The 12,900-nt window shown below is 61.1% G+C and carries 14 protein-coding genes; 10 read left to right on the forward strand and 4 right to left on the reverse strand.

Going from position 1 to position 12,900, the window contains the following annotated elements; all coding sequences use genetic code 11:
• The first annotated feature begins 41 nt into the window (after window positions 1-41).
• The 10 genes from IPK79_06170 (at window position 42) to IPK79_06215 (ending at window position 8,604) form a co-directional block, all read left to right on the forward strand.
• Entirely contained in the window at window positions 42-944 is a 903-nt protein-coding gene (locus tag IPK79_06170) for a purine-nucleoside phosphorylase (GenBank protein MBK8190019.1), read from the forward strand.
• Window positions 941-3,364 (forward strand): DEAD/DEAH box helicase, encoded by a 2,424-nt coding sequence (locus tag IPK79_06175; protein ID MBK8190020.1) that lies wholly within the window; start codon window positions 941-943, stop codon window positions 3,362-3,364. Before IPK79_06170 ends, IPK79_06175 begins: the two co-directional genes overlap by 4 nt.
• A 183-nt stretch (window positions 3,365-3,547) precedes the next feature.
• Window positions 3,548-4,252 carry a flagellar hook basal-body protein gene (locus IPK79_06180; GenBank protein ID MBK8190021.1) on the forward strand — a complete coding sequence of 235 codons (705 nt, stop codon included), beginning with the start codon at window positions 3,548-3,550 and terminating at the stop codon, window positions 4,250-4,252.
• A 301-nt stretch (window positions 4,253-4,553) separates the two neighbouring features.
• Window positions 4,554-5,261: a flagellar hook basal-body protein gene (locus tag IPK79_06185; protein ID MBK8190022.1), complete on the forward strand. Its 708-nt coding sequence runs from the start codon at window positions 4,554-4,556 to the stop codon at window positions 5,259-5,261.
• Window positions 5,262-5,289: 28 nt separating this feature from the next.
• Window positions 5,290-5,646 carry a hypothetical protein gene (locus IPK79_06190; protein MBK8190023.1) on the forward strand — a complete coding sequence of 119 codons (357 nt, stop codon included), beginning with the start codon at window positions 5,290-5,292 and terminating at the stop codon, window positions 5,644-5,646.
• 7 nt (window positions 5,647-5,653) lie between these two features.
• The gene (gene flgC, locus IPK79_06195; protein MBK8190024.1) at window positions 5,654-6,100 is read left to right on the forward strand and encodes a flagellar basal body rod protein FlgC; all 447 of its coding nucleotides are present in this window, start codon (window positions 5,654-5,656) and stop codon (window positions 6,098-6,100) included.
• Window positions 6,101-6,120: 20 nt separating this feature from the next.
• A complete protein-coding gene (locus IPK79_06200) occupies window positions 6,121-6,759 on the forward strand; it encodes a lytic transglycosylase domain-containing protein (GenBank protein ID MBK8190025.1) in 639 nt (212 codons plus the stop codon).
• Between the two features lie 21 nt (window positions 6,760-6,780).
• Window positions 6,781-7,119, forward strand: coding sequence for a flagellar hook-basal body complex protein FliE (gene fliE, locus IPK79_06205; protein ID MBK8190026.1), 339 nt, complete (start codon window positions 6,781-6,783; stop codon window positions 7,117-7,119).
• 140 nt (window positions 7,120-7,259) lie between these two features.
• Complete coding sequence (locus tag IPK79_06210) at window positions 7,260-7,655, forward strand: hypothetical protein (GenBank protein ID MBK8190027.1); 396 nt, start codon at window positions 7,260-7,262, stop codon at window positions 7,653-7,655.
• 745 nt (window positions 7,656-8,400) lie between these two features.
• On the forward strand, window positions 8,401-8,604 hold the full coding sequence (locus IPK79_06215; GenBank protein ID MBK8190028.1) for a hypothetical protein: 204 nt from the start codon (window positions 8,401-8,403) through the stop codon (window positions 8,602-8,604).
• A 174-nt stretch (window positions 8,605-8,778) separates the two neighbouring features.
• Here the strand turns inward: IPK79_06215 and pyk are convergent, their stop codons facing one another.
• The 4 genes from pyk to IPK79_06235 form a co-directional block, all read right to left on the reverse strand.
• A complete protein-coding gene (pyk, locus tag IPK79_06220) occupies window positions 8,779-10,275 on the reverse strand; it encodes a pyruvate kinase (protein ID MBK8190029.1) in 1,497 nt (498 codons plus the stop codon).
• A gap of 9 nt (window positions 10,276-10,284) precedes the next feature.
• Window positions 10,285-10,881 (reverse strand): hypothetical protein, encoded by a 597-nt coding sequence (locus tag IPK79_06225; GenBank protein ID MBK8190030.1) that lies wholly within the window; start codon window positions 10,879-10,881, stop codon window positions 10,285-10,287.
• 121 nt (window positions 10,882-11,002) lie between these two features.
• Window positions 11,003-11,953 (reverse strand): dihydroorotate dehydrogenase, encoded by a 951-nt coding sequence (locus IPK79_06230; protein MBK8190031.1) that lies wholly within the window; start codon window positions 11,951-11,953, stop codon window positions 11,003-11,005.
• Entirely contained in the window at window positions 11,950-12,864 is a 915-nt protein-coding gene (locus tag IPK79_06235; GenBank protein MBK8190032.1) for a dihydroorotate dehydrogenase electron transfer subunit, read from the reverse strand. The genes IPK79_06230 and IPK79_06235 overlap by 4 nt, the downstream gene beginning before the upstream one ends.
• Window positions 12,865-12,900: the final 36 nt, after the last annotated feature.

The raw sequence follows: 12,900 nt of genomic DNA on the forward strand, positions 1-12,900 counted from the left end.
AAACCAAACCCGTTCGCCCGGATCCGCCCTTCGCCGTTTGGATGGTCTTGCTGTTGGACGCTCCCGTTGACGCGATCGCTCTTTCTCGCCGCCTGACCGACAGCGCGGCGGCGATTCGCGCCGTATGCCAGACGCCTGCGCGCGTCGGGCTGATTCTGGGCTCTGGCCTCGGGGCCGTCGCCGACGCCCTGCCCGATGTTCGTCGCCTGCCGTTTGCGCACATTCCGCATTTTGCGCCGATGGGCGTTGAAGGCCATGGCGGCGTGATGGCGATAGCGGCGCCGGGCGGACTCGGCGTCATCGCCCTGCAAGGGCGTTATCATTACTACGAAGGCCACGACATGGCCGCTGTCACGTATCCCGTACGCGTGTTGCGCGCGCTGGGCGTCACGACGCTGATCCTCACCAATGCCGCCGGCGGCGTGAATCCGGCCTTTGGCCCGGGCGATCTGATGCTGATGGTCGATCACCTCAACCTGATGGGCGTCCACCCGCTGCGCGGTCCCAACGACGCGACGCTTGGCCCGCGTTTCCCCGATATGACCGGCGCCTATGATCCTGTTTTGCGCCAAATGGCGCGCGAAGCGGCCCAGGCGACTGGCGTTTCGCTGAAAGAAGGCGTCTATGCCGCGCTCAGCGGTCCGTCCTATGAGACGCCCGCCGAAGTGCGCATGCTCAGGACGCTGGGCGCCGACGCCGTGGGCATGTCCACGGTGCCGGAAGCGCTTGTGGCGCGTCATGCGGGCATGCGCGTGCTGGGTCTCTCGTGTATCTGCAACGCCGCCGCCGGATTGGGCGATGCGCCGTTGTCCCATGAAGACGTGCTGGCCGCAGGCGAGCGCGCAAAACCCCGCTTTCAGGCGCTGCTGTTGACGATTCTTCAGCGACTGGCCGCAGAAGCCGATGCGGCAATGGACTCGAAAGGATTGAAAATTTCTCCATGACCCAACTCCCTCTGGAAGCGCGCATTCAAGCCGCCTTCGACCGACAGTTCCCCTTTACGCTCGATGATTTTCAGCAGGAGGCCATCGCGCAAATCGCCGAAGGCCATAGCGTGGTGGTCTGCGCCCCGACCGGCAGCGGCAAGACGCTGATCGCCGAATACGCGCTGATTCGCGCGATGGAAACCGGTCGCGCCATCTTCTACACCACCCCGCTCAAAGCCCTCAGTAACCAGAAATTCCACGACTTCGGCCAGGCCTACGGCGCCGAAAACGTGGGGCTGCTCACCGGCGATACGTCCATTAATCGCGACGCGCCGATTATCGTGATGACGACTGAAATCTTCCGCAACATGCTTTATGGCCTGATCGACGACAGCCGCCTGCTGGATCGCGTGGCCTACGTGATTCTCGATGAATGCCACTACATGAATGACGCGCAACGCGGCACCGTGTGGGAGGAAAGCATCATCTACTGCCCGGAATTCATCCAGATTATCGCGCTGAGCGCCACGGTGGCCAACGCCCATGAGCTGACCGACTGGATTAACGAGGCCCATCACGACACGCGGCTCATTATGAGCGATTTTCGGCCCGTGCCGCTGCGTTTCTTCTATTACAACCGAAAAGATCTGGCCCCGCTGCTGGAGCGCGACGGCCAGATGAACCGTAAACTGAAGTTTGAAGATCGCAGTCGCGGCGCCGGTAAAAAGCAGCGTCCCTACGTACCCAACGCGCTGATCGAAGAAATGGCCGAGCGTCACATGCTCCCGGCCATCTTCTTTACCTTCAGTCGCGACGGTTGTGACAAGGCGCTGCGCGAGACCCATGGCCTGCGACTGGTGACGCGCGACGAGGCCCAGGCGCTGGAAGAAGCCGTTGACAGCTTTGTGCTCCAGTATCCGTTTCTGGCCCGGCATGCGCATCTCGATGCCCTCAAACGCGGTGTGGCGAGCCATCATGCGGGACTGCTGCCCGCCCTGAAGCTCTTGGTGGAAAGGCTCTTTCAACAAGGCCTCATTAAAGTCGTCTTCGCCACCGAGACGTTGGCCGCAGGGATTAACATGCCTGCGCGCGCGACCGTCATTACCACGCTGTCCAAACGGACGGATCACGGCCATCGCCTGCTGAATGCAAGCGAATTCCTGCAAATGTCCGGTCGCGCGGGCCGTCGCGGCATGGACGAGGTCGGCTACGTCGTCGTCGTGGGGTCGGCTTACGAAGGCGCGCCCGAAGCGGCCCTGCTCGCCACGAGTCAGGCCGATCCGCTCAACAGCCAGTTTACGCCGACCTATGGCATGGTCCTGAACCTGCTGCAACGGCACGGGCTGGAAGAAGTCGAGTTCCTGATCTCCAAAAGCTTCGGCCAGTTTACGTGGGAGCGCCGCATGGCCCCGCTGCGCGAAGAAACCGATGCCAAGCGCGCGCAATTGGCGCAGTATCACGCCATTCTCGAAGAGGCCGGGCTGACCGAAAAAAGTTTTGGCGATCTCCTGAAAGTCCGCGCGCTGGTCCACGACAGCCATCGGGCGATCCGCACGCTGAAAACCCAGATCAAGCGCTACGGCAACGCCCCGGAAATCGCCGCCCAGTTGTCGCGCGAACAGGGCAAGCTCGCCAATCTGGAAACCACGCTGCATGCGGCGCCCTGTAATATTTCCGGCCTGCTGGCGCGTCACAAGCGCCTCGACGTTAAACTCTGGAAGCTCAAACGCGAAATCCGCGGGATGGAAAAGCGCCTGGACGAAGACCATGGCTATTACTGGCGTCGGTTTCTGGGCCTGTACGAACTGCTGAAAGAAATCGGCCAGCTCGACGAGCGCGACAAACCCGCCCCCGCCGGGATACTCACCGGACAGATTCGCGCGGAAAACGAGCTGTTCGTCTCCATGCTGATTCAGGACGGGGCTTTTGAAGGCCTGATGCCTTCTGAAATGGCGGGCGCAGCCTGTGCGATGAGCTTTGACAGCAACCGCGAGAATCTCTACAGCCACTTTCCGACGTCTCCCGCCACGCAGGCGGCTTTATCCACTGGGCTTCAGGCGGCCAAGCGCTTGCGCCGCCTTCAGGAAAAACATCGCGTGCAGGCGCCGATTCTGCTCAATCCGGTGGCCAGCGGCCTCATTGAGGCTTGGGCGCAGGGCCTGCCCTGGGATCAGGTGACGTCGGCGACCAACATCGCGGAAGGCGATCTCGTACGTATTGTGCGTCGCACGGCCGATTTGCTGCGGCAATTCAGCCGGATTCCCGGCATGCCGCTGAGTGTGGCGCAGGCCTCGCGCGCCGCCCTGCCGCTGATTATGCGCGACCCGGTGCGCGAGGTCGAAATGCCAATCCCTGCCGAGGAGCCGCCGCCGCTGGCGGATCCTGCGTCAAGCGGCATCGCGCCCGAAAACGCGGCCCCGCCCGCGCCCGCTGGCTAAACGCCGCCGTCCTGTCTTGCCGCCCGCTCCCCCGCGTGAGGGAAGTCTGGGGCGCAAACGGCTGAATTGTTAAATTTTATAACGCCCTCGCCGATACCCCCGGCGAATGGGCGAAAACTCGCCATACTCTAAAATGCGCCTCCTGCCGTTTGGACGATATCTATCAGAAAGGACGCCTCCCCCATGGTTTTAGAAGGACGCCTGACGTATCAGGGCGATGGGATGAGCATCTCCACCCGCGCGATGAACGCCACTACCACGTTGATGAACATCCACACGGATAACATCGCGCATTTCGGCCTGCCGGGCTATCAGCGACGCACCCCGGTGGTCACCTCATTTATCGAATATCTCGGCGCCAATGCGGTCGACAAGGCCGTCGATACGCAGGTGGGCCGGATCCGAAAGTCCGGTAATCCGCTCGACGTAGCGCTGTTTACCCAGGGTTATTTCCAGAAACGCCTGCCGTCGGGCGCGGTGGAATTGACGCGCGACGGTCGCATGCGCCTCGATAAAGACGGCTTTCTGCTCTCGCTCGACGGGCGCCCGGTCCTGGGCGCCAATGGCGCGCCGATTCGCTTTCCGCTCATTCCCGCCAACCCGGAGCGCGACATCCTGATTAACGGCAGCGGCGATATTCGCGTCTACGATGAAGCCTCGACCAAGACCCTCGATGTCGGCCGCCTCGGCGTCGTCCAGCAGGACGGATCGGCCTTAAGCGCCATCGACGTGCGTCAGGGCCATGTCGAAGACTCTAACGTGATGCTGCAAAACGAATTTGTCAGCCTCTTGCCGCTGCGTCGCCAGTTTGAAGCCAACCGACAGCTTTTTATCATGCAGAGCGACACGCTCTCGCGCACGATTCAGGAATTGGGCCGTCCGTCGTAATCGCGCGAGATTGGCTTGCTCTCCTGCCCCATCTGCTCCGTCGCCTGAGGGAGGGCTGAGCCATGAAGGCGCGCGACGCCCCTCCGCTTGATGGACATTCGGGCCGCAGGGCGGCTAATTGTTAAATTTTATAAAGCTATTGGCCGAAACCACGGCAAATCCCGCAAAGCTCGCCACAATCTAAGGGCCTGAATGCCGTCGCGTTAGGTCCTGCGGCGCCCGGCTCGCAGGGTCTCTGAGCAAATCCGATTCATTTTGGACGCACGTACACGCAGCAGTCACTAGCAGAGGGGAAGACGCCATGATCCAGAACATCATGACCCAGGCCGTGGACGCCGCCAATCGGCAGTTCGAGACGCTGGATCGCGTGGCGCAGAACGTCGCCAACATTAATACCACCGGTTACAAGATCAAGCGCTTTGAGCAGTACATTCGCCCCGGCGGCGAAGTGGCGGGCGTCGAGCGTCAAGACTACTCGCAAGGCTCGCTGATGGTCAGCAACCGCGAACTCGACGTCGCCATCGACGGCCCCGGCTTCATTCCCGTCACCCAGCCCGATGGCGTGACGGCCTTTACGCGCGACGGCAGCTTCAGCAAAAACCGCGACGGCTATCTGGTCACCCAGTACGGCGATCTGGTCGGCGAAGGCATTCAGTTGCCGGTGAATTACGACAAACTGCAAATCACCGCCAGCGGCGAGGTCAAGGCCCTCCTGCCGGGCAAACTGGAGCCGACCCTGCTGGGCAAAATCAAGGTCGTGAATTTCGCTAACCCCGAAGGCCTGCAATCGGCGGGTTACAACAAGCTCTTGCCCACCGAGGCCTCTGGCGAGCCGCAGCCGACGGGCGAAAACGTCGCCCTGAAGCAGGGCATGGTCGAGCGCGCCAACGTCAACGTCCTGTATCAAATCGATCAGGTGCTGCGCCTCAATGCAGGCGTGCTGTCGAACATGCGTATCGCCAAATTCACCGATGAAATCTATCGCCAGTCGGTCAACCTCAAGCAGTAACGCCGCCCACGCCTGAGAGGCCTGTTTCATGTCGTTTGAACCCTTCGCCAAATTTGCGCCCATCGCCGAGACGCTCAGCGGGCTGTCCTATAGCCAGCAACTGGTTTCGAGCAATATCGCCAATGCGCAGACGCCTGGCTATACGGCCAAAAACGTTAGTTTCGCTGACGTCATCAGCAGCCAGAACAGCCCGTTTGAAACGCGCCTGAGCAAAGAAATGGGAAAAACCTGCCAGCCCCTGTCGATGGTCGATTCCGGCGAGCCGGTCAATCTCCAGCAACAAATGATTCTCATGCAGAAAAACATGCTCTTTTACAGCATGGCCACGCGCCGCGCCGCGACGATCTTCAACACCCTGCGCACGGCCAGCCAGATCGGGAGGTAACGGATAAATGACGCTTAACAGTTCGTTCGATATCGCCTCTCAGGGCCTCGACGCTTCGTCTTCGCGCCTGCAAACGCACGCCAATAACATCGCCAACCTCAACACGCCCTATTACCAGCGCAAGATCCCGATTCTGGTTGAGAACAACGAAACGACGTTTGAAAACATCCTGGGCCAGATGCGCAACGGCGTGCTGAAGGCCGGCATCAGCGCCTCGCCGGGCGGCGTGGAGATGGCGGGCGTGGCGCTCGACCCGACCCCCGGCCGTCGCGTCTATCAGCCTGGCCATCCGCAGGCCGATAAAGACGGCTACGTCACGTATTCCAACGTCAACCCGCTGACCGACATGGCAGACGCCACCGTCAGCCAGCGCGCCTACGAGGCCAATCTCGGCGTGATCAGCATGGCGAAAGCCATGGCCAACCGCGCCCTTGAAATCGGCCGGGGCCAATAGGGAGCTAATCGCGCGTCATCATGATGAGCAGCGGATCGTCTATGGGAATCAGCGGCCTGATGGCCGGCGGCGGCATCGAGTCAATCGACGCCCGCATCCAGCAAATCGAAGCCATGATTCGCAGCGTCGAAGGGTCCCGAAAGCCCGCCGTCGGCGCAAGCGGCAAACCTGCCGGGGCGTTCAGCGCGCAGTTACAACGCAGCGCCGTCGCTGGCGGCGGATTCCCCGGTATGGCGCAAGCCCCGACCGGCACGATGGCTGAGCGCGCCAAGGCCCTGCAACCGCTGATTCAGCAATATTGCGACCAGCACGGCGTCGATTCCGCGCTGATTACCGCGCTGGTGCGGCAAGAATCCGGTTTTAACCCGCAAGCCGTCTCCGGCGCCGGCGCCTGCGGCCTGATGCAACTGATGCCCGCCACCGCCAAATCCCTCGGCGTCCAAAACGCCTTCGACCCGGCGCAAAACCTGGAGGCGGGTATTCGCTACTTCAAGGGCAAACTATCCGAATTCAACGGGAATATTCCGCTGGCGCTGGCCGCCTATAACGCGGGTTCCGGCGCCGTGGCGCGCCATGGCGGGGTGCCGCCCTACCGCGAAACCCAGCAATACGTCCGCAACATTCTGGGCGCCTACCTGCGCCAGAAGCAACAGGCCTGACGGCCGCTTGGGAGCGCTTCGATGAAATCCCCTTACGTCAATCAGCTCAGTATGGGCGACGGCTTCTCGCTTAAGACGAGCGGCGCGCTCAAAGGCAGCCTCACGCATTTCGCCGCCCCCTCTGTCTCGGGCGCTGGCGGGCCGTCGTTTAAAAACGTGATGATGAAAACCGTCGAAGGCTTGAATTCTACCGTCAACGCCCCCGACAAAATGATGCAGGAAGCCATCACCAACGGCACGTACGACGTCCACGACGTGATGATCGCCAGCGCCAAGGCCGAACTCGCTGTGACCATCGCGTCGCAGATCACGACCAAGGTCGTGCAGGCTTACGATAAAATCCTGCAAATCCAGATTTAGCGCGTATTCAGGGCCATTCTGGCGAGGCAAAGCCAGGCGCAAATAATCGCCATGGGGGAGATGACTGGGCAAAAGGGCATGATTTTGCTACAGTCATAACTGACTGCTGACTGATATTGTCCCCTGTGGAGAGCCTCCCCATGATTGCTTCTGTCGCGCGCTTTGGCGTGTCGCCTCTCGATGACGTTTCCGTCCCGAATGCCGTTCAGCAAAAGGCCCGCACGTTGCGCGCGCTCTATTACGCTTCTCAAGAATCGTTGCCCTTACGGGCTGCTAGCGACGATGGGTCAAAACAGGTTTGCCTCGTCCAAACCGAGTCCGGTTTTGAGCTAGAGGCCACGGGCTTTCGCAGGTCGCCAATGACCGTTCGATTGACCAGCAATTTCGTCCCCATTGCCCATCCGGCATGTTTGCTTATGCGCAACGATATTTTTGTTAAGGCTGCCGATTTGCTGATCGCGGCTGCGTCCCAATCTTCTAAGACCTCAGACGCGGACAAGTGGGATAGGCATCCGCAGTTCCTCAATCGGGATTGATAGCAAGCGCGGGCGCCGTTTTTACCCCATGGCGCTTGCATGCGCCTATGATTTTGTTATTGTTGTAGCGGATTGTCTGGCAATCCGTTTGCTGTCCTCCACCTATGGAGAATGAACCTTATGATGATCTCGCCCATCGCGCGTTTCGGCGCGTCAAAGCCTCCCAGGCGTTCCGACTCTACTCCAGTAACAGAGTTGTCTCTTCAGCAGCTTGCTCAAGAGTTCAGACTTGCTATCACGGAGAGGAATAACGGAAACGTAACAACGAAGCTCCAGCCTTGGGAAATAAGACCGAAAGGTCAAACACTCATGTTCGCTGAGCTCATGTATGGACCTGCGATCTACGTGAAGCCCACTGGAGAAAAACCGATCCTGATTCCTCTGCTAGAGGATCTTCTCCCAAGGGATCCCTCGCAAAACGACCTTTACCGTCAAGCGGTCGAGCACTTTGTGTCAAGGATGAGAAAATAAGCGGCGCGGGGCGCCCCCCTTCCGGGCGGCGTCCCGCGCCGGATTGATGTCAATACCCGCTCCCTCAGGCCGCATGCGGGTTGGGGGAGCGGGCGGTTTTATATTCATTCATAAACGCGCAGCTTTTAAGCCCCTTTAGTTTTTATTTATATGTCAGGTATCGCTTGTATGGGTTTATGATGAATGACGCCACAACACCGCTGTTGCACGAACGCCTTGCGCGGCGTGGCGCGTTGTTGGACGTCTCTATGGACATAGCAGAGGGTGACGGCTGATGGCTTCCAAATCGCCTTACGGAGAACTCGAAAAATGGCTGGGCCGTAAATACGCCCAGGATCTCAGCAACGCGCAACCCGTGCGCGACCTGCGCAACGACGCCCGCGACGTTCTCTATGGCAGCATGGACGTGCTGGCGATGATGGCCAAACTGGATCTCGCCCGTTCAGGACCGTCTGCAACCCGAAAAGGCGTGGCGTAAGGCCTCGCCACATGCTTTGAGACGGCGCGCCCGCGCGCGCTCGCCACGACCAGCCGGAAGGAACCTCTGATCGCAGGGGCTTCAAACGACGCTGGCGCACGCCCTGTTCGCTCAGGCCGCGCCCAGCCCGCTGGTCGCCCCGAGCGCGCCGCACTGCGTCGGCGGCCCCGCGCGTTACACTTCGCCGACGGCGTGATTCACTTCGCCCAGCGTCAAAAATTGCAGCATATTGCTGGCGCCCGGCACCGATGTGGCGCCAGCGCAGTACAGCACGTCGTCGCCGGCCTTGAGAATCTTGCGGCAGAGAATTTCGAACTCTCCCAGATGAAACGTTTCGGTCGATGTCGCCCCGTACGGGACGTACAGCGGCACGACGCCCCACAGCAGCGTCATGCGGTTGCAGACTTCGCGCGACGGGGTGAGCGCAATAATGGGCTGCGGGGGCTTGAGCTTGGAAAGACGCTGGGCCATGCGGCCCGAATGCGACAACACCACCAGCGCTGAGGCGTTGGCCTTGGTCGAGGCGTAAAACGCCGCGTGTGCAATCGCATGATGAAAATGCGGCGAGCGCACGTAACTGGCCTCATAATTCGGGGCCACGCTGCGCAGGGATTGATAATGCTTTTCAGACTCGACAATCACCCGCGACATCATCTCCACCACGGTCAACGGATGATCGCCCATGGCCGTCTCGCCGGACAGCATCAGCACGTCGGCTCCGTCAAACACGGCGTTGGCCACGTCGCTCACTTCAGCGCGCGTGGGATAGTCGGAATGGATCATCGATTCGAGCATCTGCGTGGCGACAATAATCGGCTTTTCCGCCAGATTCGCCTTTTCAATCAGTTGCTTCTGCACCACCGGCACTTGTTCTGGCGACAGCTCGACGCCGAGATCGCCGCGGGCGACCATCAGCGCAAAGGCTTCTTCGAGAATCCGGTCGAGATCTTCCAGCGCCTGGGGCTTTTCAATCTTGGCGATGATCGGCGGCGGCTCGCAGTGGCAATACTCGCGAATATACGCCTTGAGATCCGCCAGATCCTGTCCGCTGCGAACGAACGACAACGCCAGAAAATCCACTTTTTCGGCCATGGCAAAGGACACGTCGGCCTTGTCCTTTTCGGTGAGCGCGTCAAAGTGCATCGGCAGACGCGGGACGTTAATGCCCTTGTTTTCGGTCAGCATCCCGCCGTGAATCACGCGGCAAAGCGCTTCTTTCGTCGATTTCTTCTCGATCACTTCCAGGCGAATCAGCCCGTCGCTCAGCAGCACTTCGGAACCCGGCTGCAAGGCGGCCAGCAACTGCGGATTATCCGTCGTCAGGGTCTTGGCGTTGCCCGGCTTATCGGACGATTTCAGCCCAATGGTTGAATTCGGCGCCAACTGCACCGGCTTCTGACCTTCCAGCTTGCCGATGCGCAGCTTGGGGCCCTGCAGGTCGACGATAATGCCGATGGCCTGTCCCAATTCTTCAGACGCCTGGCGAATCTTACGGATGCGCTCGCGGTGGCTGTCATGATCGCCATGGGACATATTGAGGCGAATCACGCTGACCCCGGCCCGTTTCAGGGCCTTGATGGCGTCCATATCGTCGCAGGCGGGGCCCAGCGTGGCGATGATTTTAGCGCGACCCGGCGCAATGAAATGCGCACTCACCGGACACCGGTCCATAAAAGCGGCCTATCGTCCTTCCTGCTCGGGTTCAGCCGGGATACGATGGTCCGTGACCTTGACGTCCGGGCCCGAAAGCTCCTTCACCACGTCGCTCGGTCCGTATCGCAACTGCCAGCCGTCCAGCCCGTCGTTTTTGGGAATGTTGTAAATCAGCACTTTCTCAATCTCAAAGCCCGCATGCACGGGCGATTCCGGGTTGATAAGGCGCTGTTCGGACTCTTTGCCGAATTGCTCGATGAAGGCCTTGTCCATCTCCGGCTCGACGCCCTGCTCATAGACCGGCGTCGTGGCGCCCTCGGCGTTTTTCTTGCGCAGCAGAAAATCCTTCAGGTCGAATTTGACGTCGCCCGCCGTCTCGTTTTTCAGCGTCACGCCCACCAGCAGATATTGCCCGCCGTCGCTGAGCTTGCTGCCCAGTTGCGCCATTTGATCGACGCTGCGAACCGTTAAGCTCACGCGCGTCCCCTGGGTCGCCGGGGCTTGCTGCGAAGGCGTCGCAGGCGGGGGAGGCGCGCCGCCGCAGGCGCTCATTGCCGTCAGCGCAATCAGCGCGCCAGCCGTCAGGCCCGCGTGCCACACGGATGCAGAAAATCGTTTTGCCATAGCGCGTTTCATCCCATTGAATTACGTGCGTCTAAACAGTCGGGGGGGGGGCTGAAAGCAGCCGAAGTCAATCCGCTCAGCGAGAGCGCCCTCTATCCAGTAAAAGCGTCTGCCAACCAGTTTACCGTATTTTCTCGCCGTGAGCGCATCCGGTCAAGGCGGCGATGCCGCAAAGGCCTTCTTGCTGCAAATAGCGCCTGAGATCGCGCGTCAGCGAGGCGAATATCTCGGGCGAGCGAAAACAGGCCGTCCCCACCTGTACCAGCGACGCGCCCGCCATGATAAATTCCAGCGCGTCCTCGACGCTGGCGATGCCGCCGACGCCAATAATCGCCAACTCCGGCAATTCCCGATGAATCTCCCAGACGCAGCGCAGCGCGATGGGCTTCAGGCCCGGCCCGCTGTAGCCGCCGGTCGCCCGCGCCAGAATCGGCGCCCGTCGACGGAGATCAATCGCGCAGCCCAGCGCCGTATTGACGGCGCTCACGCCTGCCGCGCCGGCTTGGGCCGCCGCTTCGGCCAGCGGGACGATACTGCCGACGTTAGGCGTGAGCTTGGCAAAGACGGGCTTATCGGTTTGCGCGCGCGTCTGCGACACCACGGCGCGAATGGTCTCAGGGGCCGCGCCAAAATCCACGCCGCCGTGGGCGACGTTGGGGCAGGATAAATTCAGTTCCAGAGCTGTGATAAGCCCGCTATTGGGATGCGACTCCAGCAGGGCGGTCATTTCGGCGAAGGCTTCAACCGACGGCGCTGACATACTCAAGAAAACGGGCAGGCCGTAAGCGGCCCACGCCTCGGCCTCGTCGTCGAGAAACGCGCCGATCCCCGGATTCTGAAGCCCGATGCTGTTGAGCATGCCCACGCCGGGCAGCTCCACGGCGCGCGGCCCGGGATTGCCCGCGCGCGGCTGCGGCGTCACGGTCTTGACGACCAGAGCGCCCAGCGCGCCTTTCAGGGGCAAAATGGCATTCAGCGCGTCTGGATAAAAACAGCCTGACGCGTTCAGAATCGGCGTGTCGAACGTCAGTCCGGCCAGCGTCACGCGTAAATCAGGTGTCTGCTGGCTCATAACAGGTCTCCGCACGTGGCGGCGCGCGTCTCGACCGTGCATGACGCCGTTTCGCCCGGCCATAGAATATCCTTGGGATCGAACACGGGCCCTTCCAGGCAGGTCTTGACCGGCAGCGCGCCATCGCGGCGAAACGTCACGCATCCGCCGCATGCGCCTGTGCCGCAGGGCATCATGATTTCCAGCGAAACTTCTTGCGCAATCGCCGGATTAAATGCGCTCAGCCAGGCGCTGACAGCGCGCATCATCGGCGTGGGCCCGCAGATGGCCGCGCGCGTGATGCCGTCAAGACGCGTCGCGTGGGCTTGCAGCAGGTCGCAGACGTTGCCGGAAAACCCATAGGAGCCGTCGTCTGTCGCAATCAGCAGGCGATCCGGGCCAAAACGCGCCTGGAGTTCTTCTAAAACGCCAATTTCAGCGGCGCCGCGTACGCCATAGCAGCACAGCGGCGTCGGATGACCCGCCTGCGCCAGCGCATCGGCGAGCATCGCCAGTGGCGCAATGCCGATGCCGCCTCCGACGAGCAGCGTTCTGGGGGCGCTCTCAGGCTGCCCAGAAGAAGGCGTCTCGATGGTGAAATGACGTCCCAGCGGTCCCAGAACGCGCACGGCGTCTCCGGGCGCAAGCCTCGCCATCAGGGCTGTGCCCTTGCCGTGGACTTTATAAAACACGTCGAAGCGGCCGTCGTCATGGACGCGCATCACGCTCATCGGGCGGCGCAGCAGGAAGGTCGGCGTCGGCGGATCAATCATCACAAACTGTCCGGGGAGCCACGCGCGCGCGGTCAGCGCCTGATCGCCCTGAGGCCGAAACGTAATCAGCCGCAGATGGGCTCCCGCCTCGCGATGGGCGTCTACCCGACAGTCTAAATCCTGAATACGCAAATTCTGGGTCACGCCAGCGCTATCCACACTATTACGCCGTTTGGGGGTGATGAGGCCGCAGAG

The organism is Vampirovibrionales bacterium, assembly GCA_016712355.1.
In the GTDB taxonomy this organism is placed as follows: Bacteria; Cyanobacteriota; Vampirovibrionia; order Vampirovibrionales; family Vampirovibrionaceae; genus JADJRF01.